The organism is Pseudomonas tremae, from assembly GCF_001401155.1.
Classification (GTDB): domain Bacteria; phylum Pseudomonadota; class Gammaproteobacteria; order Pseudomonadales; family Pseudomonadaceae; genus Aquipseudomonas; species Aquipseudomonas tremae.
The window spans coordinates 47,770-74,090 of record NZ_LJRO01000181.1 but is presented as its reverse complement, the minus strand read 5'-3'; the positions used below and the strand labels follow the sequence as shown (position 1 = coordinate 74,090).

Annotated in this window: 22 protein-coding genes, 1 tRNA gene and 2 pseudogenes; 14 read left to right on the top strand and 11 right to left on the bottom strand. The window is 57.9% G+C overall.

Features of this window, described 5'->3' with window-relative positions:
* The first annotated feature begins 17 nt into the window (after window positions 1–17).
* On the top strand, window positions 18–584 hold the full coding sequence (nudE, locus tag ALO43_RS12865) for an ADP compounds hydrolase NudE (protein ID WP_024691538.1): 567 nt from the start codon (window positions 18–20) through the stop codon (window positions 582–584).
* Complete coding sequence (cysQ, locus tag ALO43_RS12860) at window positions 581–1,423, top strand: 3'(2'),5'-bisphosphate nucleotidase CysQ (RefSeq protein WP_054997622.1); 843 nt, start codon at window positions 581–583, stop codon at window positions 1,421–1,423. The genes nudE and cysQ overlap by 4 nt, the downstream gene beginning before the upstream one ends.
* Before the next feature lie 93 nt (window positions 1,424–1,516).
* On the opposite strand, the gene ALO43_RS12855 is transcribed toward cysQ, so the two are convergent.
* From ALO43_RS12855 to rfbB, 5 genes are all read right to left on the bottom strand, one after another.
* The gene (locus ALO43_RS12855; RefSeq protein ID WP_005895995.1) at window positions 1,517–1,990 is read right to left on the bottom strand and encodes a YiiD C-terminal domain-containing protein; all 474 of its coding nucleotides are present in this window, start codon (window positions 1,988–1,990) and stop codon (window positions 1,517–1,519) included.
* The gene (locus ALO43_RS12850) at window positions 1,977–3,362 is read right to left on the bottom strand and encodes a sigma-54-dependent transcriptional regulator (RefSeq protein WP_005895997.1); all 1,386 of its coding nucleotides are present in this window, start codon (window positions 3,360–3,362) and stop codon (window positions 1,977–1,979) included. The genes ALO43_RS12855 and ALO43_RS12850 overlap by 14 nt, the downstream gene beginning before the upstream one ends.
* Window positions 3,359–5,167: a sensor histidine kinase gene (locus ALO43_RS12845; RefSeq protein WP_053932005.1), complete on the bottom strand. Its 1,809-nt coding sequence runs from the start codon at window positions 5,165–5,167 to the stop codon at window positions 3,359–3,361. Before ALO43_RS12845 ends, ALO43_RS12850 begins: the two co-directional genes overlap by 4 nt.
* 170 nt (window positions 5,168–5,337) lie before the next feature.
* A complete protein-coding gene (gene rfbC, locus ALO43_RS12840) occupies window positions 5,338–5,883 on the bottom strand; it encodes a dTDP-4-dehydrorhamnose 3,5-epimerase (RefSeq protein WP_024691540.1) in 546 nt (181 codons plus the stop codon).
* A gap of 80 nt (window positions 5,884–5,963) precedes the next feature.
* Window positions 5,964–7,046, bottom strand: a complete 1,083-nt coding sequence (gene rfbB, locus ALO43_RS12835; RefSeq protein ID WP_024691541.1) for a dTDP-glucose 4,6-dehydratase — start codon at window positions 7,044–7,046, stop codon at window positions 5,964–5,966.
* A gap of 227 nt (window positions 7,047–7,273) precedes the next feature.
* Here rfbB and ALO43_RS12830 point away from each other — a divergent pair, with 227 nt between their 5' ends.
* The 5 genes from ALO43_RS12830 (at window position 7,274) to ALO43_RS12810 (ending at window position 14,419) form a co-directional block, all read left to right on the top strand.
* Window positions 7,274–10,186: an aminotransferase gene (locus ALO43_RS12830; protein ID WP_054997621.1), complete on the top strand. Its 2,913-nt coding sequence runs from the start codon at window positions 7,274–7,276 to the stop codon at window positions 10,184–10,186.
* 312 nt (window positions 10,187–10,498) lie between these two features.
* Window positions 10,499–11,377: an N-carbamoylputrescine amidase gene (gene aguB / locus ALO43_RS12825; protein WP_024691695.1), complete on the top strand. Its 879-nt coding sequence runs from the start codon at window positions 10,499–10,501 to the stop codon at window positions 11,375–11,377.
* 5 nt (window positions 11,378–11,382) lie between these two features.
* Window positions 11,383–12,489, top strand: a complete 1,107-nt coding sequence (gene aguA / locus ALO43_RS12820) for an agmatine deiminase (protein WP_053931980.1) — start codon at window positions 11,383–11,385, stop codon at window positions 12,487–12,489.
* Window positions 12,490–12,708: 219 nt separating this feature from the next.
* Window positions 12,709–12,915 carry a hypothetical protein gene (locus ALO43_RS12815; RefSeq protein ID WP_005896013.1) on the top strand — a complete coding sequence of 69 codons (207 nt, stop codon included), beginning with the start codon at window positions 12,709–12,711 and terminating at the stop codon, window positions 12,913–12,915.
* A 229-nt stretch (window positions 12,916–13,144) separates the two neighbouring features.
* The gene (locus ALO43_RS12810; RefSeq protein WP_054997620.1) at window positions 13,145–14,419 is read left to right on the top strand and encodes an OprD family porin; all 1,275 of its coding nucleotides are present in this window, start codon (window positions 13,145–13,147) and stop codon (window positions 14,417–14,419) included.
* A gap of 19 nt (window positions 14,420–14,438) precedes the next feature.
* Here the strand turns inward: ALO43_RS12810 and ALO43_RS12805 are convergent, their stop codons facing one another.
* Window positions 14,439–14,933 carry a hypothetical protein gene (locus ALO43_RS12805; RefSeq protein WP_024670252.1) on the bottom strand — a complete coding sequence of 165 codons (495 nt, stop codon included), beginning with the start codon at window positions 14,931–14,933 and terminating at the stop codon, window positions 14,439–14,441.
* Between the two features lie 160 nt (window positions 14,934–15,093).
* Between ALO43_RS12805 and ALO43_RS12800 the strand changes: the two genes are divergently transcribed.
* Both ALO43_RS12800 and ALO43_RS12795 read left to right on the top strand, forming a co-directional pair.
* Entirely contained in the window at window positions 15,094–15,642 is a 549-nt protein-coding gene (locus ALO43_RS12800; RefSeq protein WP_024670253.1) for a GNAT family N-acetyltransferase, read from the top strand.
* A gap of 114 nt (window positions 15,643–15,756) precedes the next feature.
* Window positions 15,757–16,212 (top strand): GNAT family N-acetyltransferase, encoded by a 456-nt coding sequence (locus ALO43_RS12795; RefSeq protein ID WP_024670254.1) that lies wholly within the window; start codon window positions 15,757–15,759, stop codon window positions 16,210–16,212.
* 28 nt (window positions 16,213–16,240) lie between these two features.
* Here ALO43_RS12795 and ALO43_RS12790 read toward each other — a convergent pair whose 3' ends face one another.
* Window positions 16,241–16,987 (bottom strand): hypothetical protein, encoded by a 747-nt coding sequence (locus ALO43_RS12790; RefSeq protein ID WP_024691701.1) that lies wholly within the window; start codon window positions 16,985–16,987, stop codon window positions 16,241–16,243.
* A 298-nt stretch (window positions 16,988–17,285) separates the two neighbouring features.
* Window positions 17,286–17,519, bottom strand: coding sequence for a hypothetical protein (locus ALO43_RS28815; protein WP_080268066.1), 234 nt, complete (start codon window positions 17,517–17,519; stop codon window positions 17,286–17,288).
* A gap of 503 nt (window positions 17,520–18,022) precedes the next feature.
* On the opposite strand from ALO43_RS28815, the gene ALO43_RS28810 reads away from it, so the two are divergent.
* Both ALO43_RS28810 and ALO43_RS12780 read left to right on the top strand, forming a co-directional pair.
* On the top strand, window positions 18,023–18,502 hold the full coding sequence (locus ALO43_RS28810) for a type III effector (protein ID WP_081004319.1): 480 nt from the start codon (window positions 18,023–18,025) through the stop codon (window positions 18,500–18,502).
* Window positions 18,503–18,504: 2 nt separating this feature from the next.
* Window positions 18,505–19,203: pseudogene (locus tag ALO43_RS12780) on the top strand (hypothetical protein); the annotation flags it as partial.
* 47 nt (window positions 19,204–19,250) lie between these two features.
* Here the strand turns inward: ALO43_RS12780 and ALO43_RS12775 are convergent.
* The gene (locus tag ALO43_RS12775; protein ID WP_054997619.1) at window positions 19,251–20,567 is read right to left on the bottom strand and encodes a hypothetical protein; all 1,317 of its coding nucleotides are present in this window, start codon (window positions 20,565–20,567) and stop codon (window positions 19,251–19,253) included.
* Window positions 20,568–22,030: 1,463 nt separating this feature from the next.
* Window positions 22,031–22,106: transfer RNA gene (locus tag ALO43_RS12765), tRNA-Thr, on the bottom strand.
* A gap of 89 nt (window positions 22,107–22,195) precedes the next feature.
* Here ALO43_RS12765 and ALO43_RS12760 point away from each other — a divergent pair.
* The 3 genes and pseudogenes from ALO43_RS12760 to ALO43_RS12750 all read left to right on the top strand — a co-directional run bounded on the left by ALO43_RS12760 (window position 22,196) and on the right by ALO43_RS12750 (window position 24,754).
* Window positions 22,196–22,453 carry a hypothetical protein gene (locus ALO43_RS12760; RefSeq protein ID WP_053479548.1) on the top strand — a complete coding sequence of 86 codons (258 nt, stop codon included), beginning with the start codon at window positions 22,196–22,198 and terminating at the stop codon, window positions 22,451–22,453.
* A 421-nt stretch (window positions 22,454–22,874) separates the two neighbouring features.
* Window positions 22,875–23,891 carry a J domain-containing protein gene (locus ALO43_RS12755; protein ID WP_054997618.1) on the top strand — a complete coding sequence of 339 codons (1,017 nt, stop codon included), beginning with the start codon at window positions 22,875–22,877 and terminating at the stop codon, window positions 23,889–23,891.
* 537 nt (window positions 23,892–24,428) lie between these two features.
* Window positions 24,429–24,754 (top strand): annotated as a pseudogene (locus tag ALO43_RS12750) (DUF6124 family protein).
* A 295-nt stretch (window positions 24,755–25,049) separates the two neighbouring features.
* On the opposite strand, the gene ALO43_RS12745 reads toward ALO43_RS12750, so the two are convergent.
* Window positions 25,050–26,321 carry a methyltransferase gene (locus ALO43_RS12745; protein WP_054997617.1) on the bottom strand — a complete coding sequence of 424 codons (1,272 nt, stop codon included), beginning with the start codon at window positions 26,319–26,321 and terminating at the stop codon, window positions 25,050–25,052.

The window sequence follows — 26,321 nt, the reverse complement described above, 5'->3', positions numbered from 1 at the left end:
ATGTAAAGGAGCCTGTCATGCGTCAGAAACCTACCGTACTCGCCCGCGCAATCGTCGCCAGCAGTCGTCTGTTCCGCGTTGAAGAGCTGCAATTGCGCTTTGCCAATGGCGTCGAGCGGACTTACGAGCGTCTGGCCAGCAGGGGCACAGGCCCTGGCGCGGTGATGATCGTGGCAATGCTCGATGCCGACCACGCCGTATTGATCGAAGAGTATTGCGGCGGCACGGATGAATACGAGCTGTCCTTGCCCAAGGGTTTGATCGAGCCTGGCGAAGATGTGCTGGCGGCTGCCAACCGCGAGCTCAAGGAAGAAGCCGGGTTTGGTGCCCGACAACTGGAGCTGCTCACCGAACTGTCGTTGTCGCCTGGTTACATGAACCAGAAGATTCAGGTGGTGCTGGCTACCGAGCTTTATGAAGAGCGGCTGGAGGGCGACGAGCCTGAGCCGATCCGGGTTGACCGGATCAACCTGCGGGAGCTGTCGAGCCTGGCGCAGAACGCGCAGTTCAGCGAAGGTCGGGCACTGGCCGCGTTGTACCTCACCCGTGACCTGTTGACCCAGCGTGGACTGTTCCAGCCATGACCGATTCGTTGCAAAAGCTGCCCCATCCATTGCTTGCTCCCGTAATAGAACTGGCTCGACTGGCGGGCGAGGTGATCCTGCCGTTCTGGCGTGCCAACGTCACCGTGACCACCAAAGCGGATGACTCACCGGTGACGACCGCCGATATGGCCGCGCATCAGGTGCTGGTCGAGGGCTTGCAGGCGCTTGATCCGAGCATTCATGTGCTCTCCGAAGAGGACGCCGATATCCCACTCGGCGAACGGGCGAACTGGGAGCGCTGGTGGCTGGTCGATCCGCTGGACGGCACCAAGGAATTCATCTCCGGCAGTGAAGAGTTCACCGTCAATATCGCACTGATCGAGCGTGGCCAGGTGGTATTCGGTGTGGTCTCGATGCCCACCAACAACCGCTGTTATTTTGGTGGCGCCGAGCTCGGTGCATGGCGCAGCGATGACATCGATCACTGCGAGCCGATTGCCGTGCGCAACCAGCCTGGTGACGGACAGACCTTTACTGTGGTCGCCAGCCGCCGCCATTCCAGCCCGGAGCAGGAGCACTTGCTGGCCGGTCTGGCCAACGGGCTTGGACCTTTGCAACTGACCAATATCGGCAGCTCGTTGAAATTCTGCCTGCTGGCCGAAGGCGCTGCCGATTGCTACCCCAGGCTGGCCCCGACTTCGCAATGGGACACCGCTGCGGCGCAAGGCGTGCTTGAGGGTGCCGGAGGCGCCGTGCTGCAGCTGGACGGCAAGTCGTTCAGCTACCCGCCCCGCGAATCGCTGCTCAACCCGTTCTTCCTGGCGCTACCCGCCAACGCCGCATGGCGCGACAAGCTGCTGGTGCTGGCGCAGTCCTGAAGCCGGCGCGCTCTTGTGTGAGCGAGCCGAGCGACGCTTGGCTATCGTGCCAATGCGGAGCGTGGGGACGACTTTGATAAGCTCCCGCACACATCACCTGTGCAACACAAACTGTCCCACAAAACGCACCGCCTGTTCTTCGCTGTCCTGCTCTGTAATGCAGGTGTGCAGCGTCAGGCGAGCGCGGCCTCGGCGTTGGTAGGTGGCGATGAATCTGTCCCACTGCGCAGCGTCTGGCGCGTCGCAACGGGCGATGGCGTCGTTGCGTACCGGCAATGGGTAGCTGATTTGCCCATCCTGAATCACGATGTGCCCGTCGCCGATTCCCGCCTCGCGCAACCGCAGGTGCAGCCAGCCCCAGCCGGCCAGCACTGCACCGCAATACAGGCTGCCGCCGAACAGCGTGCTCTTGTGATTGACGTTGGGGGCCAGCGGCAGGTGCAGGCGTAGCGTGTGATGCTGCCAGTCAATCACCTGCATGCCCATTTCGCGGGTCAGCGGAATGTCGTGGTGCAGGACCTTTTCCAGCTCGCGGGCTGCACTTTCTTCAGGCTCAATCTGCGTCATCGGCGCCTCCGCTGTTATCGCCAAAATTCAGGCCGTGTTTGCGCAGTTTGTCGTGCAGGGTCTTGCGTGGCACACCCAGCGCTTCCGCCAGGCTGCGCACCGAGCTGTGTGGGCGGGCCAGTTCTGCGGCAATCAGGGCCCGCTCGAAGCTCTCTACCTGATCACTCAGGCCACCGCTCGGCGGGGGCGCCTGATCGGCATCACCGCCTTCCAGCTCCAGTTCCAGCCCAAGCGCGAAGCGTTCGGCGGCGTTCTGCAGCTCGCGGACATTACCCGGCCAGTTGTGGCGCAGCAGCAATGCTCTCTGCCCCGGCTTGAGCTCCTGCTTGGGAATGCCGTGGCGCATGCTGGCCGCGTCGGCGTAATGCTCGAACAGCAGCAGTGCGTCTTCGCCACGTTCGCGCAGCGGTGGTATCCGCAACGAGGCCACGTTCAGCCGATAATACAAGTCGGCCCGGAAACGGCCCTGATCGGCCGCCTGGCGCAGGTCTTCCTTGGTGGCGGCGATGATGCGGATGTCCAGCGGGATCTGTTGATTGCTGCCCATCCGTTCCACCACGCGCTCTTGCAACAGACGCAGCAGCTTGACCTGCACATCCAGGCTCATGCTTTCGATTTCATCGAGGAACAGCGTACCGCCGTTGGCAAACTCGAACTTGCCGATGCGTCGCTTTTGCGCGCCGGTAAATGCGCCGGATTCATGACCGAACAGCTCGCTTTCGACCACCGATTCAGCCAGCGCCCCAGCATTGATCGCCACGAACGGGCCGCTGCGGCGATTGGAAAGGTCGTGCAGGGCGCGGGCGACCACCTCTTTGCCGGCGCCTGTTTCGCCAAGAATCAACACGTCGGCACGCGTCCCGGCCAGTGCGCCTATCTGCTCGCGCAAGCGCAGAATCGGCGGTGACTGGCCAATCAGGCGCGTGCTCAATTGCTGACGGTCGCTCAGGGCCAGGCGCAGGCTGCGGTTGTCCAGCACTAGCCGACGCAGCGCCAGAGCGCGGCGCACGCTGTCGAGCATCGCATCACTGGCGAAGGGTTTTTCCAGAAAATCGTAAGCCCCGGCGCGCATGGCTTTGACCGCCAGAGGTACGTCGCCATGACCGGTGATGAGTAACACCGGCAGGTCAGGGTCCTGCTGGTGGAGTTGGTCGAGTAGTTCCAGGCCATCCATGCCCTGCATGCGGATGTCGCTGACCACCACGCCTGGCCAGTCACGCTCGATGCGCTCGGCAAGGCCCGAAGCCTGGGGCAGCGACAGAACATTCAGACCGGCCAGGTCCAGCGTCTGGCGCAGGGCCTGACGCAGGTGCGAGTCGTCGTCGATCAGCACCACCTGGATCTGGCTGTCGATGGCTGTGTCGGAACTCATGCGGAAAGGTCCTCTGGCGGTTGAAGGTTAGCCCCGGAAGCGCCGGCACACAGGCGCAGGGTAAGCACCGCGCCCCCGCTGGGATGGTTGGCGAACAACAGCTCTCCGCCCAGCGCGCGCATCAGCGTATCGCAAATTGCCAGCCCCAGCCCAAGGCCCTGAGTGCGGGTCTTGGTGGTAAAGAATGGCTCGCGCGCGCGCGCCAGCGCTTCCTCGGAAAAGCCGGGGCCGTTATCACGAATGTACAGATTGACGCCCTGAGCGGTTTGCTCGGCACTTATCCACAGCCTGCGCGGCGGGCCTTTTTCGGTAAGTGCGTCCAGCGCGTTGGCCAGCAGGTTGCCCAGCACTTGTCGCAAGCGGGTTTCGCCAGCCTGCACCCAAAGTGTCGCATCGGGCAGGTCGCGGATCAGCTCGACTTCCATAGCACGCCGACGTTTGGCCAGCAATGCGAGTGCATCATCCAGCGCCGGTTGCAGCGCAACACTTTCAGGTGCGTGGCGGTCGCGTCGGGCGAAGGCGCGCAGGTGAGCGATGATCGAGGCCATGCGCCCGGTCAGCTCGCTGATCAGCTTGAGGTTGCCGCGTGCCTCTTCAGTGCGCTGGTGATCAAGCAGCACTTCAGCGTTTTCCGCGTAGCTGCGGATGGCGGCCAAGGGCTGATTCAGTTCGTGACTGATGCTCGCCGACATGGTGCCCAGTGCCGTGAGCTTGCTGGTCTGGACTAGTTCGTCCTGAGCCTGCACCAGTTCCTGCTGCGCCTGTTCGCGCTCCAGCACTTCCTGACGCAGGCGGCTGTTGAGGCCTTCAAGGTCGCTGGTGCGCTCGATCACACGCATTTCCAGTTCGCGTCGCGCCTTGGCCTCGAAAGCGATGCGATCCAGGTAATGACGCCGACGCTGCATCATCAAGCCCAGCAACAGCATCAACACCAGAAGCGCAGCACCGCCAATCGCTACCACTGTGCGCACCTGCCGGTCGAGCAGCGCACGCGGGGCCAGAATATTCACGTTCCAGCCGGTCTCGTCGATGGCCTGGGTCTGGGTCAGCCAGGCGTTTTCATCAATCCTCAAAGGGCGCGGATCGCGGGTCGGGTAGGACTGGATCGACACGATGGCCTTTTTCTCGTCATCGGTCAGGTCGCGGGTTGCCCGAAAGCGCCACTCGGGGTTGGACGTCAGAATCACCACGCCGCTCTGATCGGTCAGCAGCAGTTGCTCAGGCGTCTTGCCCCACAGGGTTTCGGTGTGGTCCAGATCGACCTTGACCACCAGCACGCCGATGACTCGCTCGCCATCGCTTACCGGCCCCGCGAAGAAGTAGCCTCGCTTGGCCGACGTGGTCCCCAGGCCGAAGAAACGACCGGTTCTGCCTGCCAGTGCGTCAATGAAATATGGGCGGAACGAGAAGTTGCGACCAATGAAACTGTCTTTGTGCTCTGAGTTGGAGGCGGCCAGGGTCAGGCCGTTGGCGTCCATCAGGTACATCACGTCGGCGCCGGTCTGACGGGTAATGTCGCTCAGCAGATGGTTGGCTTTTTCCAGCGTGGCGGCATCTTTCGGATCCGCCAGTGCGCCGCGCAAGGCAGGCAGGTTGCCGAGAATCTGAGGCAGAGTTTCGTAGCGGTGCAAGGTGCCGAGCAGGTTGGCGACATAAAGGTCGAGGGTCTGGCGGTTCTGGTTGGCCAGTACATTGCGGTAATAGCGCTCGGCCAGATGCTCCAGCGGCCACAGCAACGGCGCCAGGCAGATCGCCAGAATGGCAAGGCTGCGCCAGCGAGGGCGGGGCGGCAGAGCAGGGGTCATGGTCATCGATTGGGCGTCGCCGAGTGGTTGACGATGCCTGCGGGCAACATGGCCGCGACAGGCAACAGAAACACCCGGTCGATCCTGACATGGGCATCAGGCGCGTATTATGCCCGCCACCGACTTGTCAGGCACCCCGACAATTGGCCGGGCTGCCTTATGGCACAGGTTCAGGGGAACAGGTCGGCTTCTTTCAGGCTTTTGCCTTGCTGATCCTTGGCCGACAGGCTGGGTTGGCCGTCGAACTGCCAGTCAATGGCCAGGTCCGGGTCGTTCCAGGCAATGCAACGCTCGGCCGAAGGCGTGTAGTAATCGGTGGTCTTGTAGAGGAACTCGGCCTGCTCGCTGAGTACCACGAAGCCATGCGCGAAACCTTCCGGAACCCAAAGCTGGCAGGCGTTTTCGGCAGACAGCTCGACGGCGACCCATTGGCCGAAGTTCGGCGAGCTGCGGCGAATGTCCACTGCAACGTCCAGCACTTTGCCAGCGGTGACTCGCACCAGTTTGCCCTGCGCGTTTTCGATCTGGTAATGCAGGCCGCGCAGCACGCCTTGCTGCGAGCGCGAGTGGTTGTCCTGCACGAACTGCCGGGTCAGGCCGGTGGCTTCCTGAAAAGCCTTGGCGTTGAAGCTTTCATAGAAGAAGCCTCGTTCATCACCGAATACTCTGGGTTCCAGAATCACGACTTCCGGCAATTTTGTTGCGACTACGTTCACGTGGCTTCCCCTGCGATGTTCAATAAATGGTGGCGGCTCGACAATCTGCACTGCGGTGCGCCTGTCGAGAAGAGTAAGGCTCAGGCAATCAAGTCTCTGGGTTCAGTGAAACCCAGGCGCTCGCCCTGATAACTGCCGTCCTGAACCCGGCGGCACCAGTCCAGATTGTCCAGATACCACTGCACGGTCTTGCGTAGCCCGGACTCGAAGGTTTCTTCGGGTGTCCAGCCCAGTTCGTTGTCGATCTTGCTGGCATCGATTGCGTAACGCTGATCGTGGCCCGGCCGGTCGGTCACGTAGGTGATCAGGTCGCTGTACTGTTGCACACCGTCCGGATGCTGCGGCGCGAGTTCATCCAGCAGGGTGCAGATGCCACGCACGACGTCGATGTTCTTCTGCTCGTTGTGACCGCCGATGTTGTACGTCTCACCGACCTTACCTTCGGTCACGACCTTGAGCAGCGCCCGCGCGTGATCCTCGACATACAGCCAGTCCCGCACTTGCAGACCATTGCCGTACACCGGCAGCGGTTTGCCCGCCAAGGCATTGAGAATGACCAGCGGGATCAGCTTTTCGGGGAAGTGAAACGGCCCGTAGTTGTTTGAGCAGTTGGTCACCACCACCGGCAGGCCGTAAGTGCGATGCCAGGCACGAACCAGATGATCGGACGCGGCCTTGCTCGCCGAATAAGGCGAGCTGGGCGCATAAGGCGTGGTTTCGGTGAACAGATCATCGACACCGTGCAGGTCGCCGTACACCTCGTCGGTGGAGATATGGTGAAAGCGGAACGCCTGACGCTCGGCTTCCGGCAGCTTCAGCCAGTAGGCGCGCGTGGCCTCCAGCAGGCTGTAAGTGCCGACGATGTTGGTCTGTACGAACTCGGCAGGGCCATCGATGGAGCGGTCTACGTGCGACTCGGCCGCCAGGTGCATAATTGCCTGGGGCGCAAACCGCTCCAGCACCGCGCTGACTCTGGACTGATCACAGATATCCGCTTGCACGAACTCATAGCGCGTGTCGCTGGCAATGGGCTGTAACGATTCGAGATTGCCTGCGTAGGTCAATTTGTCGAAGTTAAGCACGTCATGTGCGGTGTTGTTTATCAGGTGACGGATCAGTGCAGAGCCGATGAAACCTGCGCCCCCGGTAACCAGAATTCGCATGAACTGACCTTCTTGTGTGTTTTGAAGTAATGCAGCATAGCGTCTCACCGCCTGAGACAGGACCCGGCCATCAGACTTGAGTCGGGAATCGGGCAAAACGGCGCTCATCTCTTCGGGGTGCGGCGGCCGTTCGAAGGGGATGTGCGCCGATGCCCTATAGTGGGCTGGCTAGCCTTGCACCTACAGCCCTTCAATACTCACAGGTTCTTACAGACATTGAGGTTATGATGCCGCTCGCCACGCTTATCCGCCGTTCCAGCCTGCCTTGCCCCGAGGTCAGTCTTGATCAGGCGCTTCAATTGCTAGAACGTCATTACGCTTTGAGCGGCACCTTGAAGGCGCTGGGCAGCCAGCAGGATCGCAACTTTCTGCTCGAAACAGGCACGCGCCGCTATGTGCTGAAAATTTGTCACGGCGCCTATTCTCCGGCAGAGCTGAACGCTCAGCATGCAGCGCTGGAGCATTTGGCCAGCCACCGTGCAGTCAGCGTACCGGGGGTGATCCGCACCAGTGACGGCCAGTCGTTGTTGTCCATCGAGATCGACGGCAAGGCAGTGCATGCCCGCCTGCTGGAGTTCATCGACGGGCAGTCCCTGGGCCACGTCGGTCATTTGAGCCACGAGGTGGTGACGGCGCTAGGCGAGCTGTGCGCCCACGTAGACCTGTCGCTGGCTGATTTCGAGCATCCCGGCCTGGAGCGCATTCTGCAATGGGACCCGCGCCACGCCCATGCGCTGATCAAGCACCTGCTGCCGGTGATCAAGGATGCCGACGCCCGCGCCTGTGTGGCCGAGGCGGGGGATCAGGCCCATCGCCGTCTTCTGCCATTGATCCCGGCTCTGCCGATACAGGCCGTGCACCTGGACATCACTGAGCACAATGTCGTCTGGCAGCGCAATAGCCATCGTCAATGGCAAATGCAGGGGCTGATTGATTTCGGGGATCTGGTCAGGACCTGGCGGGTGGCCGACCTGTCGGTGACCTGCGCCGCCCTGCTACACCATGCCGAGGGCGATCCGTTGTACATCCTGCCGGCAATCCGCGCCTACCATGCGCTTAACCCGCTGAAGGCCGAGGAGTTGCAGGCGCTCTGGCCGTTGATTGTCGCGCGTTCTGCGGTGCTGGTGCTCAGCAGCGAGCAACAGGCCAGTGTCGAGCCAGGCAATGCGTACATTCAGGCCAACCTTGCGGGCGAATGGAACATCTTCGACGTCGCTACTTCGGTGCCGATGGCGCTGATGGAAGCGGCGATTCTGCAGGCAGTGGGCATGGATTTCCCCGCTGTCGATCAGCCAGTTTATCAGCCGCTGCTGCCCGCTCTGCAGGGGCTCAGGCCGACAGTGGTCGACTTGGGCGTGCTCAGTGAACACTTCGTCGCAGGCAACTGGGAGCAGAGCGGTATCGATGAATACCTGCTCTCGCAAGCGGCGGGTGACGATGGCCTGGCCGCCAGTCGTTTCGGCGAATACCGGCTGTCGCGCACCCTGCCTGACTGCGCGAAAGAGCCCGAGACTTTCGCCCTGCATGTCGAACTGCACGTGCCTGCCGACACCGCGCTGCATGCGCCATTCGATGCGACGTTGCGTCTGACCGCCGACGCTGCGTTGTTACTGATCGGGGATGGAATCAATCTGAAACTGTGGGGCGTGCTGCCAGCTGCGGCGCTGCCTGAGCGGGTTGAGGCTGGCGCATTGCTTGGGCGCGGCGCTGGCTCGCTGCTGGTGCAACTGTGTAGCGCCGCAGACCTTAACCCGCCACTGTTCACCAAGCCTTCCCGGGCGGCAGCCTGGCGCAGCTTCTGTCTATCGCCCTCGGCCTTGCTCGGTTTCGACTGCGACGCACCAGCGCTTCAGGACCCGACCGCATTGCTGGCGCGCCGTGACGCCAGCTTCGCCCGGTCGCAAAAACACTACTATCAGGCACCGCCCCAGATCGAGCGCGGCTGGCGCAATCACCTGATCGACATGCAGGGCCGCTCGTATCTGGACATGCTCAATAACGTCGCCGTCCTCGGCCACGGTCACCCGCGTATGGCGCATGAAGCCGCTCGACAGTGGTCGCTGCTCAACACCAACTCGCGTTTTCACTACGCGGCAATCGCCGAGTTTTCCGAGCGCCTGCTCAAGCTGGCCCCTAAGGGTATGGACCGCGTATTTCTGGTCAACAGCGGCACCGAGGCCAATGACCTGGCGATCAGGCTGGCCTGGGCCTACAGTGGCGGGCGCGACATCCTCAGTGTGCTGGAGGCGTATCACGGCTGGTCGGTGGCGACCGATGCCATTTCAACGTCGATCGCCGACAACCCGCAGGCGCTCAGTACGCGACCGGACTGGGTGCATCCGGTGACTGCACCCAACACCTACCGCGGGCCGTTTCGCGGCGCGGACAGCGCGCCCGAGTACGTGCGCAGCGTCGATCAGGCGCTGACCACGCTGGCTGAGCAGCAACGGCAGGTGGCAGGCTTTATCTGCGAGCCGGTGTATGGCAACGCAGGCGGGATCTCCTTGCCACCAGGTTATCTGCAGCAGGTGTATCAAAAGGTTCGCGCTGCGGGTGGCGTATGCATTGCCGATGAAGTGCAGGTGGGGTATGGCCGCCTGGGTCATTATTTCTGGGGGTTCGAAGAGCAGGGCGTGGTGCCGGACATCATCAGCATGGCCAAAGGCATGGGCAACGGTCACCCGCTGGGGGCAGTCATCACCCGCCGTGAGGTTGCCGAGGCGCTGGAGGCCGAAGGGTATTTCTTTTCGTCGTCCGGCGGCAGCCCGGTCAGTTGCCGGATCGGCATGGCAGTGCTGGACGTCATGGAAGAAGAACAACTCTGGGACAACGCGCGGGAGGTAGGCGACCACTTCAAGGTGCGGTTGCAGGCGCTTGCCGACCAGCACCCGCTGGTAGGCGCAGTGCATGGCATGGGCTTTTATCTGGGCGTGGAACTGGTCCGCGACCGCCAAACTCTGGAGCCCGCTACAGAAGAAACCACACAGCTCTGCGAACGCCTGCGCGAACTGGGCATCTTCATGCAGCCGACTGGCGACTACCTGAACATCCTGAAAATCAAACCCCCGATGTGCACCACCCGCCAGAGCGTGGATTTTTTTGTCGATAACGTGTCGAAAGTGCTGCACGAGCTCGAATAGAGGACGCAGAGCGTCCAGAACGGCATGCCCACGCGGAGCATGGGCACGATAGAGCTGGCCGGACGCTATCGTTCCGCACGCTCCAGCGTGGGAATGCCTTGGGTTAGGCTCCGCGTCACACCCGGCCCACGGAAATGAGCGTAGTTATGAGTGGTAAGCAGATTAATATCGGCAAAATGTAAAAATATATCCAAGATATTCCAATTTTACGCTTTTAATGCCGATTTGTATCCGTTATAAAGGCGTTCATAATCGTCATTGCTCGTCTGCTATGGTGTTAAGTCCTTTGCAACCGCCCCTGGAGATATTTTCATGAGCCGTATCGTTTCTGTCGCTGCTACCCAGATGGCCTGCTCCTGGGATCTGGAAGCCAACATCGAGACCGCTGAAAAGCTGGTGCGCGAAGCTGCCGCCAAGGGCGCCCAGATCATCCTGATTCAAGAGCTGTTCGAGACCCCGTACTTCTGCCAGAAGCCGAACCCGGACTACCTGCAGTTGGCGACTACTCTTGAGTCCAACGTCGCGATCAAGCATTTCCAGAAGATCGCCAAAGAACTGCAAGTCGTGCTGCCGATCAGCTTTTTCGAACTGGCGGGGCGTGCGCGTTTCAACAGCATTGCGATCATCGACGCAGACGGCACCAATCTGGGCATCTACCGCAAGAGCCACATTCCGGACGGCCCTGGGTATCACGAAAAGTACTACTTCAACCCAGGCGACACCGGCTTCAAGGTCTGGCAGACCCGCTACGCGAAAATCGGCGTCGGCATCTGCTGGGACCAGTGGTTCCCGGAGTGCGCGCGCAGCATGGCGTTGCAGGGTGCGGAAATCCTTTTCTATCCGACCGCCATCGGCAGCGAGCCGCATGACAAGACCATCAGCTCCCGCGACCACTGGCAGCGTGTGCAACAGGGCCATGCCGGCGCGAACCTGATGCCGCTGATCGCCAGCAACCGCATCGGCAACGAAGAGCAGGACGGCTACGACATCACCTTCTATGGCTCGTCGTTCATCGCCAACCAGTTCGGCGAGAAAGTCGCCGAGCTCAACGAAACCGAAGAGGGCGTCTTGGTCCACAGTTTCGATCTGGACGAACTGGAGCACATCCGCAGCGCTTGGGGCACCTTCCGTGATCGTCGTCCGAACCTGTACGGCGCGGTCAAGACCCTCGACGGTTCGCTGGAGTCCTGATCGCCATGACCACGCTCAACAGCACGCCACGCGCCGATGGTTTCCACATGCCGGCCGAATGGGCGCCGCAAACCCAGGTATGGATGGTCTGGCCCGAGCGCCCGGACAACTGGCGCTTGGGCGGCAAGCCCGCCCAGGCTGCACACGTTGCCGTCGCCAAGGCCATCGCCCGCTTCGAGCCGGTGACGGTCGCGGTGTCTGCAGGGCAGTACGACAATGCCCGTGCGCGTCTGGACATGCCGAACATTCGTGTCGTGGAAATGAGCAGCAACGACGCCTGGGTGCGCGACAGCGGTCCGACTTTCGTCATCAATGACCGCGGCGAAGTGCGTGGCGTGAATTGGGAGTTCAATGCCTGGGGCGGTTTCGACGGCGGGCTTTACGCGCCGTGGAATCTCGACTCGCAACTGGGCAGCAAGGTGCTGGAAATCGAGCGCTGCCCACGTTACGCCACCGAAGGCTTCGTGCTGGAAGGCGGTTCGATTCACGTCGATGGTGAAGGCACGCTGATCACCACCGAAGAATGCCTGCTCAATCGCAACCGCAATCCTCACCTGACTCGTGAACAGATCGAAGCGGTGCTGAGCGATTACTTGGCTGTGGATAAGACCATCTGGCTGCCCGATGGCCTGTTCAACGACGAAACCGATGGGCATGTGGATAACTTCTGCTGCTACATCCGTCCGGGTGAGGTGTTACTGGCCTGGACCGATGATCCCGAAGACCCCAACTACTCACGTTGTCACGCAGCGATGAGTATTTTTGAAAACACTCAGGATGCTCAGGGGCGTTCGTTTATCGTTCATAAAATGCCGATTCCCGGTCCACTGTTCGCTACAGAAGAAGAGTGTGCTGGCGTTGATCAGGTGCATGGTAGTCAGGAGCGCAACCCATCGGTGCGTCTGGCCGGGTCTTACGTGAACTTTCTGATCGTCAACGGCGGCATCATCGCGCCGAGTTTCGATGACCCTATGGATAAGAAGGCTCGTGACATCCTGCAAACGCTGTTTCCAGAGCATGAAATAGTCATGGTGCCGGGCCGGGAATTGCTGCTCGGTGGCGGCAATATTCACTGCCTGACGCAGCAGCAGCCTGCTCCTCGTCACGGGTAATACTTCGTAACTAGTTGTATCTGGCACTAACCAACTGGTCCCGATATTGCTCTACTAAGCCCATCATCTGATGGGCTTTTTTTTGCGTTACTTAGTAACGCTGCTCATCAGATTTATCGGCAGTGGCAGTAAATCCGGCTGGCGAAATACCGTTTTATTAGCTTGACTGTCACATAGCATCAGTAGCTTTAGCCCCTCACGAATCAAGAGGTTTTCGTTATGAACGCAGGTATTAACGCGCAGTACGCACGTGGTTTGTCTGCTTCCCCGAGTAACGAGGCCCGCCAGTTGCTGGCGGATTGGTTAAAGAGAACCAAGCCTGCCAAAGCCAGGCCTGACGTACGCGCAATGCTGTTGCAGCGCTACCCGGCAGGACTGTTGAACGACGCGGAATTTGAAGCACTTTTCCGCGTGCTGACGGATTAGCCAATACGCAGTACGAGCGCTCTGGCCCGGCCATCTGCGCGTTTGACACCTTCAGGCGTCGGGACTAGGATTCGCGCCCCACTGCCTGTGGCTTGACCCCTTCTACGTGCATCAGTAGTCCACTGCGATTCTCGCGCGGCTTTCTATACTGCTTGTTCTGAGGCTGGAAGCCAGGACGCCCACCGGGCGTCGTCACAGCGTGTGTCAATTCGCAGATAAGGAAGACAAAATGCTGACCAAACGTATGGGCGTGCTTGCCTTGGGCATCATCAGCGCCAGTCAGGCCATGGCCGAAGGGCAGGCAGATTCAAAAGGTTTCGTCGAAGACAGCGGGCTGACCGCCCACCTGCGTAACGCTTATATCAACCGCGATTACAGGAACGACCGGGAAGACAAGTCCGAATGGGGCCAGGCTTTCATGGGCAGTTTTGCGTCCGGTTTCACCCAGGGCACAGTCGGGGTGGGCGTCGACGCGTTTGCGCTGTACGGCATCCGCTTGGATGGCGGCAAAGGGCGCAGCGGCAATGGTGGCATCGACTTCTTCAAGCAGGGCGACAGCGGCGCTGCAGCCGATGACCTGTCGCGCGCAGGTGCTGCGGTCAAAGCACGCTTCTCCAATACCGTCATCAAATACGGCGACCAGATGCCGCAATTGCCGGTGCTGAGTTACGACAATTCCCGTCTGCTGCCAGAGAGCTACACCGGCACCCTGATCACCTCCAAAGAGATCGCCGGGCTTGAAGTGGTTGCAGGACGTTTCACTCAGGAAGCGCGCAAGAGCGCCGAAGCTCGTGACAGCGGTGATCTGAAAAGCATCAACGTCTACGGCGCCAGCTACAAATTCACCGATGAATTCAGTGCTGCGTTTTACGCCTCCGACAACGAAGACGTGCTCAAGAAACAGTACGTCAACCTGAACTACGTCTTTGCCCTGCCGCAGGATCAGTCCCTGACCTTCGACTTCAACGGCTACAAGACCAAGCTGGATAAAGACTTCACCACCAGCGACGCGCGTGACAACAAGATCTGGAGCCTGGCCGCGACCTGGGCCGTGGGCATCCACTCCTTCACCCTCGCGCACCAGCGCAGCACCGGTGACATGGGCTACGCCTACGGCGGTTATCGCAACGACGGTGGTTTTGGTGACGGCGGCAATACCATCTACCTCGCCAACTCCTACTGGTCCGACTTCAACGGCAAGGACGAGCGTTCGTGGCAAGCAGCCTATGGCGTCGACCTCTCCGGGCTGGTCCTGCCCGGCCTTAGCTACAAGGCTGCCTACGTGCGCGGTGACAACATTGACGACGGCACCGCGGGCAGCGGCGACGGCACCGAGCGCGAGATATTCAGTCAGTTGACCTACGTGGTACAGAGCGGCCCGGCCAAAGACCTCTCGATCCGCCTGCGCAACTCATTCCTGCGTGTCTCCGACGACGCACAGGCGTACAACAGCGAGGGCAATGAAACGCGTATTTTCGTGGATTACCCGATCAACGTTTTCTGATGTGAGGGCGGCGCCTGACTCAGTCCGCAACCAACTGCACGAACACCGCAAAACCACCGAGGAAGATCCAGAAAAAGCTGAACAGCCAAGGACTGCGCTTGGAGAATAGCAAGGACTTTTTCGGCCCGGTTTCGCTGGACTCCCAATCGCTGAACAGCGGCGAGTCGTCATAGGTCAGCCCGATGACCGGTTCGCTGAGCAGCAGTTGCGCCTGCTTGTGATGCCAGTGCTGGATGATGTCGCAAGCCGCCCTAATGCCTGGCCAGGCGAACAGTGTGCTGAGCAGACCCAGCAAGGCCAGCATTGCCGGCACCACCAGCGTGAACATCGCACCCCAGGCGGGGTTCATGTTTGCCATCGAGGATGCGTAAGCGATTACCAGAAAAGACTGGGCCGACAAATAGGCGTTGGTACGGTTGGACAGATTGGTGGTTTCGTAATGAATTTCGCGCCGATAAAAGTCTAGCCGTTCCTTGGGCGAGCCAAATAATTTGACCTGCTGCTCATCCACCACACTTTGGGGTGTCTGATCCGTAATGATTCTGGGCACTGGGGTTTCCGATGTGTGAAAGATGATGGGTAGACCTGCTTCGGCCTCAAGCAGTTCGACTTAAAACCCCTGCATAATGGACCGTTCATCCTGTGAACACTGCTCAACGGAAAGGGCCATCGTCATGACAATCACCCCCACGCTGCACACAGATCGCCTTCTGCTGACGCCGCTGCAACTGGCGGATGCGTCAGCCGTTCAGCAGCTTTTCCCGTTATGGGACATCGTGCGATACCTGAACAACCGCGTCCCTTGGCCTTACCCGCAAGACGGCGCGCTGCGTTACATCCAGGACGTTGCACTGCCAGCCATTGCGCGCGGCACCGAGTGGCACTGGATGATCCGCCTGCAGACCGCGCCCGACCAGATCATCGGCAGCATTACCCTCATGACCCACGCCAGCAACAACCGCGGTTTCTGGTTACACCCGGACTGGCAAGGCAACGGCTACATGAAAGAGGCTTGCTGTGCAGTCAATCGGCATTGGTTCGACACATTGGGCATGCCCCTGATGCAGGTGCCCAAAGCTGCGCCCAACGAAGCCTCACGGCGTATTTCGATCAATGAGGGCATGCGCAAGGTGAGCACGCACGAGGGTGAGTTCGTCGGCGGGCGATTTGACGTGGAGGTCTGGGAGATGACGCGGGATGAGTGGCTGGCGCGGGCGCTGTAGGCCGGCACGTTTGAACACATGGCCCCGCAGTTTCCCGAAGATCGGAGGTGTATGGACCTGTTGTTTAAAACCCTGGGCCTACGTGATATTTACCCTGTGAATGGAGCGAAACGAATGTCGCTGATCCGCAAGACCGAGCCCGACATCATCCTGACAACGGTTCAGCCCGGAGACTTTGACGCCCTGGTCGCAATGCGTATCGAAGCCATGCGCGACAGCCTGGAGCGCATTGGCCGGTTCGATCCGGTGCGCGCCCGAGAGCGTTTTCGGGAAGGCTTTTCAGCGCCAGATACCCGCTATATCGAGGTCGCCGAGAGCAGGGTCGGCTTCGTCGTCCTCAAGGCGCTCGCCGGCGGCCTGTTGCTGGATCACCTGTACATCAAGCCCGGTGCGCAAGGGCAGGGCATAGGCTCAGCGGTGCTTCGCCAAGTGTTCGCTGAAGCAGACGCAATGGCGTCAGCATTACGGGTAGGCGCGCTGAAAGAAAGCGACTCAAACCGGTTCTACATCCGCCACGGTTTTCAGCTCGTCGGGAGCGGCGAGTTCGACAATTACTACGTCCGCCCGTAACGTCTGCCAAGCCGCTGAGCAGTTGTGATCAACCCGCTGTTCCAGCCTTTTCAGCTGCACGCGCAGCAAGCATGGCTGCTTCCGTTTCTTGAGTGTGCAGCACGCCTTTGTAGGCCAGTTGATTGAAGAACATGCCATCCGACTGTTCTTTCGACGGCGTGGACGTCTTGGGAATAAACAGCGCGCCCAGGTCCAGCGAATCTGCGAAGTTTTCCTTGGTCAGGTTATAGCGGCCCAGATAACTCCCGCTCCAAGGCGAGTCGGCATCGACCATATCAATGGCCGTCTGCCGATAAGTGGCCGCTGCCGCTTTCAGCCCACTTGAAGCGTTCAGCAGTGTGTTCAACTGCTTGGTGTCCGCCTCACTCAACTCACCCGAACTGTTGGTCGCTTTCAGGTTGCCGTTCGCCTCAATCGTAAAGCCAAACTTCTTGCTGGCCAGATCAGGATATACAGACGCCAGCGTCGATTTGAACGCTTCATACGAAGTCTTCAGCGCCTCAGTCGAAGTCCTGTGTTCCGCCGCCTTCTGCGGGAAATCAGGCGCCTGAGAACGGCCAACCCAAGTATCGATCGCCACCATCGGCTCAGTAGCCGGAGCTTCAGTGCTGGGGTGATAAACAACAGCAGGCGTGGTGACAGGCGTATTGGCTGCGGCGTTCTTCAGCGCTTCTTTCTGCGCGTCAGTGAGCGGCTGCGGAGTAAGCGTCACGCCAGAGTTGGGCAGGGTGACGGCTGGATAGGTGTTGTTGCCGGGGGTTAGTGAGATAACCATTTCATCGATCCATGATTGCGGGGTTGTATGGAGGGTATCGACGGAGGTGGGGGTAGCTTTAGTGGCTATCAACTGGACGACGCAATCAAGCGCAGCGTAGAGCGACAATTCCCTGAACTCACTGGCGTCTATTACTTGCAGCGCCTCGCCCAGCTCGCTGCACACACTCATGGACCAACGCCTGTGACCGCCAACGCAGTTGCGACCAAAGCAGCGTTACTGGCAGCGAAGCTCAAGCCAGTAACGCTCTGAAAGGGTCTATTGCTCTGTTTTGTTGCCCAGAGTGCGACCCCGTCCTTTACCAGCAAATAGAGCCATCGCTGGTGCAATCACGGGGTCTTTTGCCGTTGTTTCGTGCTTGTAAAGGAAGCGCCTTGGAGCTGACGGCTCGGTACTTGTCTGCTCCCTGGACGGCTGTAGAAAGCGCAGCGTGTTTTGCTTCTGTTGCAAACGCAGTGCCTTGAAGGGTGATGACTGCGAAAGTTGTCAGTGCTAGCGCTTTCAACGCTGATTTTTTTGTGACGCTGTTCATAGTATTTCCTCTGCAGGGCGGAAGGTAAGCATTCAGTACGACTATGTTGCGTGTGGTGAATGGCGACTCATATGTCGCATGAATAACCCTACGGAGGTTTTGATAGTAAGGCCATTAGATGAAAAGAGTTTCACTTAGGCAGCTTATTAATAGGCTGCCACCTTTAGTCGCTTGCAGGTAGTTATGCAATGTCTGATCGGTGTGGTGGTTACTTTGGCCGGGCGGCGTACGGGTGGCGAAACTCAAGCCAGTAACGCTCTGATAGAGCCTATTACTGTGTCTTGTTGACCAGAGTGCGACCCCGTCCTTTCCCTAGGACTTTTGACACGACGTTGCGAAGGCCGTTATCCACTACTCCGAGCAACTGACGTCCTGTTTCCCCTGGGCGACCGCTGAAAGATGTCGCATGGAAGTAAAATTAGCTTTGCGGGTCTGGAACCGACTTGCTCCCTAGAGCCACTCAACCGCTGTCATAAATACTGCACTGAAGAGGGTATATACAAGTGGGAAATTGCGTCGGTGGAGCTACGAGTGCACGTCAGGTGTACTCACCAGACCGGGTTAGCAACAGCTCGGATGACCCCAATCACTTGACAGCCAGCCAACTGCTGAATGTCAGGCAGCAGCTGGCGGAATCTGCTGGTCTACCTAGAGAGCATCTTAACTTCGTTACTCATCAGGCAACTCCACGCCTGAGAAGCAGCTACAACAATCTTTACAGGCGTACGAGTATTGCACTTGACGTGGCGGATATTCAGCATAGATATATGACAGGGGCGTCGCAAGTCCATCCAGGATCGCAAGCACATCAAGACGCTGCCCTGATGCGTAGCTATATATCTGAATGGGATCAAATGCGAGCAGCTGTGCAGCAGGAAATGGGCACTCATGTAGACACTGCTCAGCGTTACATTCACACTATAAACCCAGACGGGCCTGATCATTTGTCCACCCTGACTCCTAGCCCTTACAGGAATCGGTAATAACCTCAGGCAGTGTGCGACTTCAGTATGGCTTGCCAAATAAACCCTACATCCAAACGATCCTCCCGCACGGCCTGACAGTACCGAAGGTGCCCAAGGGCGACCAGGTGTGGCAGCACAGTGACGCGGTGCAGCAGCGCGTCGACGCGGACGGTAACTGGCTTCGCAAGACCGATGGCAAGATCCAGAACCAGGCGATCGAGCGCGAAGTCGACGCCATGACGAACACCGAAAGCTTCCAGAGCCATACCAGGACGGTGGACGACCATTCGATCGAGTCAGTGGATGGCGTGAAGAAGATCGAGGCGCTAGGCGCGCTCAAGCTGCTGTCGGGTGGATCTGCGAGCTTTGCGGCAGTGGATGACTTGCACCAAGCCACCGGGCGTGACCTGAACCTAGTGGTCGGCCAGAAGCACCACGCCACGGTGGGTGGCGACATGCACGAACGGATTCAGGGTCTGCGTGAGAGCATCGCCGGTAAAAACCAGCGTTTGCAGGCTCCGAAAAACTGGGTTGGATCGGGCAGCGTGAAGATCTTTTAGGTGGTTTGTGAACTGATTGATTTGGTTCAGGATATGAACGCCCAACTTGCTGCGCATACTCATGGACCCTGCCCCGTGTCTAGTAATGCAGTAGCATTCAAAACTGACGCAGCTAGCGCAGCGAAGTTGGGCACACGCTTGAAATCAATTACACTCTAAGTAGGCTTTAGGGAATTAAATGATACGGAGGAGGCGGTATTTTTTGCCTAATATCCTGCGTAGAGTGGATATGCAAATAACTCTCCGCTCCTTGCTGCTTCAAGCCAGTGGAACGACTCAATGCCATACCTCTCAAGTATATATTCCGCCGCCACTTGATGGCCTAGTGCATAAAGCGAAATAAGAATACTCGTCATTGCATTTGTTTTATCAAATATGTGCGTTAAGCTGTTTCTTATCTCATCATTTGACGAACGAAAAAGATGGGAGGCTTCCGCTAGCTCGGATCTGTAAACCGTGTCGTAATATTCTACGTACAGCCTGTTGTTTGAAAAGTAAAAAAGAGCGTGTAGTCCCGCCAATACTTCAGGAGTCAAGATACCTTCAAGCTCTTCCCAAAACAACTTTCTGGCATCGCCCCGCGAAATAAGTTCCGCAAGCATTGACTTCCTGTTTGCAAAGTAGTCTAGCCCAAGGTCCGATGTGTCCTCTTCTGGGAGCTGAGGGTTCTGTTTGATCCAGTGATCAAAGAATATTAACAGTTGCTCTAGGCGAATACCCTTGAGCGGAAGCGGGTCCCCGATTTTTGATGCGAGGACGTAGTGATCTTTGATTTTATTTATCGCGCGACCTAGCTCATTACTTCCCACTTCATACTTTTCCATTAGCTGTCTCTTCACTCCAGCGAATCCGGGATCAGCCCACGATGACATTGGGGGAAGCTCATTCGCCAGCCTATATAGCATTGGCCTAGAAAATTTACGCGTGAATGTACCTTCGGCGTATTCGTCCCTAAGCCATATGCTTAAATCGTGAAGGATGTCTAAGTGCTTCTCTAATTGCCCAAATTTCTCTTTAAGTACGACAAAGTTTATTGACGAAACGTCTGTCAGATGTTTCTGGCTTTCATTGCTGTAAGCATAGCGAAACGTTTGGCCAGTAGGATCTATTTCGGCAATGTCAGATATTGTAGGGTTGATTGAGCTATTTATTAAGGTGTAGCGGTTGTCGAGTTCCTCAGATTGTTTTCGGAAGAAATTCCATATGTTGCCTATGTCGTGTGATCCAACTAAGTCAAAAGATAAGTTACGGCCTTTGTAAGACGCTGTTTTGATTAGTTCGTCAATGGCTCCTTTCAGTCTTAGTTCAACAGAATGCCGCATGTTGAAACATACAGGATATACCAAGTAGTCTACCGATAACCCCAAGCCTTCTCCCTCTAGGACCTTATCAATTAGAACGTTAGCTGCTGTTGAAAAACCTATGGAATACTCAACGTAGCTCGGGCTTCCGTTATTTCCCACACACGCATTCGCCCAAAAAGGGTCGTCGCAGCGGAATGTCGAATTTTTTTTTGCTCTCATTACGGACCTCATCTGTCCATGTTCGGCGGTGCATAAGGTCACGCGGTCGTGTTGACCGACCAAATTTCCGACCCCGATTTTTCAGCGACATTACGTTCCTTTTGGAAGGCGCAAAGCAGGCTATCTAGCTGGTAAGTCGTCAGGCAGCCCTTGACTTCAGGCTCTACTCCTAGTCTCGCTTCTTTCCCATTAAATCTGCCATAGGGTTATCGAAGTCAATTTAAAGCATCTCAGTGATCTACTGATGAAAGCCGGCCGTTTCTAACCGGAGTAAAAATTCCTTCGCGGGTTGCGTAGCCATGAGCAACGCTAGCACCGTGTTGGAAGCCAATAAGCGCTTCACTTCGGTTCTGAACTGCTCAGGCATAACGATGCTCTTTAGGTCCAAAAGACGTTTAGGTATTAGGCCGACCTCATTCTTTAGTCAAGAGCGCAAAGCATATCGCACGTCTAAATTGGCGCGCTCCAAAAAAAACTTAGCGAAAAATCGCTTATCCCCCTCCCGCCGACGGGCTCCACGTCTGTTTTTTGTGCAAACCCAGATGCGATGAAAGCAATACTCCAGCCCAAGCCAGCCGTGGGGTTGCGTAGGGGAGGTGCAATTGCACAACGTGCAAGCTTGTGCAGAAAAATGTCAGCGCCTTGCACAGCGAGCGACATAGCGGTGCAGGTAGGGGCAAACCTCGGAGGCCCGGCCTGCTTGGGTGAAAAATTAGAAAACCGAGGAAGGGGGGAGTTTTCCAAATCGACACCGGTTTCAAAGCTGCGCACCAAGGCAGCGGCGGTCAGATCATATCCAACCTCTACAACTCAAGCAGGCCATGCGCTGTAGCCGCATTCAGGATCCTTTTGGCATTGCACACGATTGCACGCGCTGGTGACGATCTCCAGGCTTTCATCCCTTGCAGTCGGGTTTTCCAAAAAGGGTGTTTAGATGAGGTTGCATCTCAGGTATGGGAGGGCGTTTTCAAAAAGAGCGATATTAGCTATATGACCCGTGAACCCAGGCTGGAGGCCACGGTTTTACTGGCCTCTGCGTATTACATCGGAAGGTAATATGAAGCGATATGGAAGGTAATATTTTCCTGAAACCCCCGTATTCATTGGGTTTTAGGAAATGAAAATATAGCTTTAGTAAAGGTAATAATATCGCCTTTGTATCGCTTCAATATTACCTTTGCCTGAAAACGCTGCAAGCCACGACCTACAAGGGCTGCAGCCATTTTTCCCGAGCCATATTACTAATATTACATTTTTTCTGAGCCCCCTCGAATTTTGAGAGAGGCACCCCGTACCGAGCGGTTGGCCAGGGTCTCGCTCTACTGCTCATGAGCGTCTGTAGCTGCGGTTGGAGCTCGACGTGGGCGCACGTAAGGCTGGCTCGCTTGCTAGCTTTGTTACGTGGCGCATTACGTATTGCGGACAAACAAAAGGCCTGCATCGCTGCAAGCCCTTGATTTATATGGTGCCGGCACCAGGAGTCGAACCCGGGACCTACTGATTACAAGTCAGTTGCTCTACCAACTGAGCTATACCGGCGTAATGGGCTGCGAGTATATAGCTTCTGATGCGCTTGTAAACCCTAGCTGTCTGATTCAGTTGAAAAAAATCGACCATTGGTGCTTTGAGTGGGACTTGGGCGCAGCGCAACGCAGGACGTTTCCTTTGGTTTATGGGGATTGGTCTGTTTGGTGCGTGTGAGCGCTGTGGTATTGGGCGCGATTTTGTCGCTCTTTATTGAGGACTTCGGCGCTGACGGGTGGGGGATTTTTAACCTGGCTGGGCAGACCGATGCGTGCGGCGCTGATGGCTATCTGGCGCATCAACAGATCATGATCAGGATTGCCCGTTTTCAGGCTGTTGCGCGGGATGGGGGCTTTGCATAGGCTTGTTCTCAACGGCACGGGCTACTGAGTCAGTAGCGTAGGTCGTTGGCTTTTCAGCCAGCAGATAAAGGATTATCTGATGAGTGATGCGATGGATCGTAACCAGGCTTGGGGTGTTGTTTGCCGCACGCGGGTCATTCGCTGAAGGGCTGTTGAAGGATATTTGTATCGGTGTCTGGCCCTGTCGGGCTGTGCGCAAGGTGGGGCTGAGGATGGGGGTCTGAATCGCATGAATGTGCGTCTGGATGCTCGCGAAGGCTCCATCAATGTCAGGGGAATGCCCGGGTCCTGTGGATCCGGGCATTTTCTGTGTGGTGCTTTCTTTTGTGGGGCGCGGGTGTGGCATTTTTGCTGGAGTTTGGGTTTTTGTGGCCGATACAGTTGTATCAAAAATGGCAGTCGGCCATGGACAGCAAGTGCAATGCAGAGAACGCCCACGCATTACGAGCTGCTGAGTGTTGCTCGCGATGCCTCTCCTGAGCAGATCAAGAAGGCTTATCGCAAGCTGGCGCAGAAGCTGCACCCGGACAGGAATTCCGATCCCTATGCCTCGGACATGATGGGCGTCGTCAATGCGTCCCATGATGTGCTATCGGATGCGGGCAAGCGTGCGGCGTATGACGCGCAGCTGGCTGCCGATGAGTACAAGGCTCGTGCTGACGCTGCTCGTCGCAGGCAGGCGCAGGCAGTCAAAGGGCAGACGGTGCATGTTTATGGTTCGGCGGCTGCGCATGGCTCTGTTGCGCCTCAGCGCACGGTTCAGCCTGGGGCGGCTGGCAAGGCTGCTCCTTCTTCTTCTAAATCCCCCCCTAGTGGCAAGCGTCGCCGTCATGTGGTGCGTTGGGCCTTGCTGTTCGTGGTGTTTTGCGCAGGTGGGGCGTGGATGGGGTATGACCCTGATGCGGGCAAGTCATTTGCGCCGCCTGAGCCTGTGCCGGTTGCGCAGACGTGGGTCAAGCCTTTGCCTGCTGTTGCCGTTGAGCCATCTGTGGCCAGCCCGGTAAAGACGGTTGATCCTGCGGCCTCCGAATGTGAGTTACCTCGGCTGGATCCGTTGGGCGAGCCTTGGCCGGACAAACCGGGGTATCTGAAGGGTATGCCGTTGCTCAAGGACAACGGCTGGTCGCAGATCACTGTGGATAACTCGGCCGGGGAGTCGGCGGTGTATGCCAAGGTCACGGATGCGGTGGGGCGCAGGGCGTTTCGGCATGCGTATGTGCCTGCCGGGGCGGTGTTCAGTTTCGCCAAGATGGACCCTGGGCTGTACCTGCTCAAGTACCGGATGCTGAATACGGGCTGCGCGTTTGCGTCGGGGCGTATTTTGCTGGAGGAAACGCCGATGGGCAGCCAGATCAAGTCCAGTGCCTACAAGCTGACGTTGCGCAAGTTGCAGAACCGCAGTGTGCCGTTTACGCGTTTGAAGGATGATCAGTTTTAAAGGGCATTGCCCGTTCGGTGTTTGATGGACGGGGGGTGGTGTGTCTATTTACCTTACTGTCGGTTCCCGACAGATCGTGGACAAGTCCACTCCTGTTGCCTTCAGCCAGGATGCCGGGCGTTGTGTGCTGATGTCATCCGCTCAGTCTTCGTGAAGAAATTCGCTCCCACAGCGTTTTGCGCACGTGGTCTGAGATCATCTTTTGCAATGCTTCAGGCGGGTTTTTGCAGGTTTGGTCTCTTTCTTTTGAAGGACATTTCCGAGAGAATCCCCGACCGCTTGCGCCTCTCGATCTGTGCTTCTACTCTCCGTCCGTCGCTGCACATCAGCGATCGGGTTTAGTCGCCCGGATTTGAGTTAAGGCGTATCGCGTCGCTGTCACGTACAGGTTTTCTTCCTGCACTCTATGGCGGCTGTGCGTAAGGGCACCTTCGGGTGCGCCGGTCTTAGCTCCCGGTCGACTAACCTTCGTACAGCTGCCACCTCAATCGTTTAGTCGCGACCAAGTGGCAGTTTCCATTGAGGAGAGAGCTAAGCATGGTCAAAGTAACCCCCGATCCGCCCAACAGGCCGCTCAGTAATGCGCCTGTCATGGATAAAGCTGTCGTCAAGCGTGCCATGTCATGTTACCTGCCGACTTCCCGGCCAGCCAAAGAACCGCACGACGGCAAATTTGACTTTATAAGCCTGGAAGCGACATTGATTCATGCACTGGACTTTCTCCGATGTGCGTCGGCCACTGCTCACGAACTTGGCGATGAAATGGAAGGCTCGCAGCGGATCTGGCGTTCGCCTCCGTGCACATGATGGAAATGGCCAAAGTCATGATCGAGCGTTCGCTGGAGTGCGTGGAAGAGGCCTGACACATCCCGTCAAAATGATCGTGTGCAGGCTGCAACCTGTACACGATTCAGCCCTGCTACAAGCCTGTGCCAGAGCCTTTACCAAATCTTTATGCACAATTGGCCTATAAAGATTTGCGTGCGTGGCCAGATATGTGCAAGAGCATTGAAAGTGCCGCAAAGCACTGTTTTTGCGGGCATTGAGAAGGATGGCGAGAAAAAATCAGGGGCTTGATTAACTGGCGCGCCAAGCTTTAACGCACTCATCCACATTTTCATCAACAGACTTATCCACAGGTTACTCGCGTGTTTTGCCTTACGATTTTCTTGCCAGAATCAGCAGGTTGCGAGGGGTAAGCTGGCTGTCACAGAAAGCGCCAACGCTGACGCTATAACCCTGTTCTTGCACATACATAGCCCTGTCCAGCACCAACCAGACTTCCAGTGGACGCCGAAACAGGTTTCGCAGCAGCTCCAGGTTGCGCACTTCGGCCAGTCTTTTCCAGCCAGCAGCTTCCAGGCAGGCCCAGTCCTGCTTGCCTGGGGCCGGCACATGCTTGAGCCTGGCCAAATGAACGCAATAATCAGCGTAAGACTCGTCCAGCCATGATGCAGGCAGCGACGGCGTATGCAGGTACTCATCAACGCCACGCAAGCTGCGCTGCAGCAGGTCGAAGCCCAGGCGACGGGCCATCGATGTATCACGCTGGCGGCGCACGCGAGCGCCTGCCGTGACGGTTTCACTCAAGGGCAGGCCCAGTTCGTCTCGCGACAGTTTCAGCCCTGACGCCTTGCCCTCGCTGGACAGCGGCTGATAGTGCTCCTGCTGGGTGCGGTTGTAACAGCACGGCGCGATTGCGATATGCCGGCAACCGGTCTGGCTGGCCAGCTCCATCAATTGAATGTGCAGGTCACCGCAGGCGTGCAACGCGACTGGCGTGTGATGCGGTTGCAGGCAGCGCCAAGCGTCATCGGCCATCACATCCTGCAACACATGACGCGCCTCGATGCCTTGTCGGGCGCTGAGGGCAAGGCCCGCCTTGATCAGCGCCGGGTCTTGCTCCAGGCAGGTCAGGCTCTGGCCGTGCCCAGTCAGGCGCCGGCCCAGATGGCCTTTGCCTGCGCACCAGTCCAGCCAATGGGTCGCGCTGTCGCGCATGTCGAGATGGCTGGCGAAGGCTTCGATCTGCTGCCATTTGCGCCCCGGCACATCGACGCTCATGCGCGCATCGACCGGCGCCAGCGGGTAAACCGGTAGTTCGGCGACGTGGCTAAGCGCAACAGCTTCGCCAGCCAGTTGCGAGAACGGGAAGGGCGCGTCGAGCTGCTCCGGGTGATTATGTGCGGCGTCGGCCTGTTCCAGTGTGCGTTGCCGCAGCCACTGCGCCAGCTCGGGGTATTTGCTTTCCCACGGCAGGCGCAGGTGGGTGAACGGCTTGGGTCGCCACAGGGCCTGATGAGCGAACAGGAAGCTGTCCAGCGCACCGAAGTGGCTGCCGAGGTGTTCATCCTGCAAGCTTGGGGTTGCTGGCATATCGATAGTTTCGCGTGACAAGGTGCTGGTTGGGTCAACGCCAGCACCTTTCAT

Coding starts and splice junctions, on each gene's coding strand:
- nudE (WP_024691538.1), top strand. CDS start 18: ATGCGTCAGAAACCTACCGTACTCGCCCGCGCAATCGTCGCCAGCAGT.
- cysQ (WP_054997622.1), top strand. CDS start 581: ATGACCGATTCGTTGCAAAAGCTGCCCCATCCATTGCTTGCTCCCGTA.
- ALO43_RS12855 (WP_005895995.1), bottom strand. CDS start 1,990: ATGACGCAGATTGAGCCTGAAGAAAGTGCAGCCCGCGAGCTGGAAAAG.
- ALO43_RS12850 (WP_005895997.1), bottom strand. CDS start 3,362: ATGAGTTCCGACACAGCCATCGACAGCCAGATCCAGGTGGTGCTGATC.
- ALO43_RS12845 (WP_053932005.1), bottom strand. CDS start 5,167: ATGACCCCTGCTCTGCCGCCCCGCCCTCGCTGGCGCAGCCTTGCCATT.
- rfbB (WP_024691541.1), bottom strand. CDS start 7,046: ATGCGAATTCTGGTTACCGGGGGCGCAGGTTTCATCGGCTCTGCACTG.
- ALO43_RS12830 (WP_054997621.1), top strand. CDS start 7,274: ATGCCGCTCGCCACGCTTATCCGCCGTTCCAGCCTGCCTTGCCCCGAG.
- aguB (WP_024691695.1), top strand. CDS start 10,499: ATGAGCCGTATCGTTTCTGTCGCTGCTACCCAGATGGCCTGCTCCTGG.
- aguA (WP_053931980.1), top strand. CDS start 11,383: ATGACCACGCTCAACAGCACGCCACGCGCCGATGGTTTCCACATGCCG.
- ALO43_RS12815 (WP_005896013.1), top strand. CDS start 12,709: ATGAACGCAGGTATTAACGCGCAGTACGCACGTGGTTTGTCTGCTTCC.
- ALO43_RS12810 (WP_054997620.1), top strand. CDS start 13,145: ATGCTGACCAAACGTATGGGCGTGCTTGCCTTGGGCATCATCAGCGCC.
- ALO43_RS12800 (WP_024670253.1), top strand. CDS start 15,094: ATGACAATCACCCCCACGCTGCACACAGATCGCCTTCTGCTGACGCCG.
- ALO43_RS12795 (WP_024670254.1), top strand. CDS start 15,757: ATGTCGCTGATCCGCAAGACCGAGCCCGACATCATCCTGACAACGGTT.
- ALO43_RS12790 (WP_024691701.1), bottom strand. CDS start 16,987: ATGGTTATCTCACTAACCCCCGGCAACAACACCTATCCAGCCGTCACC.
- ALO43_RS28815 (WP_080268066.1), bottom strand. CDS start 17,519: ATGAACAGCGTCACAAAAAAATCAGCGTTGAAAGCGCTAGCACTGACA.
- ALO43_RS12775 (WP_054997619.1), bottom strand. CDS start 20,567: ATGAGAGCAAAAAAAAATTCGACATTCCGCTGCGACGACCCTTTTTGG.
- ALO43_RS12755 (WP_054997618.1), top strand. CDS start 22,875: ATGCAGAGAACGCCCACGCATTACGAGCTGCTGAGTGTTGCTCGCGAT.
- ALO43_RS12745 (WP_054997617.1), bottom strand. CDS start 26,321: ATGAAAGGTGCTGGCGTTGACCCAACCAGCACCTTGTCACGCGAAACT.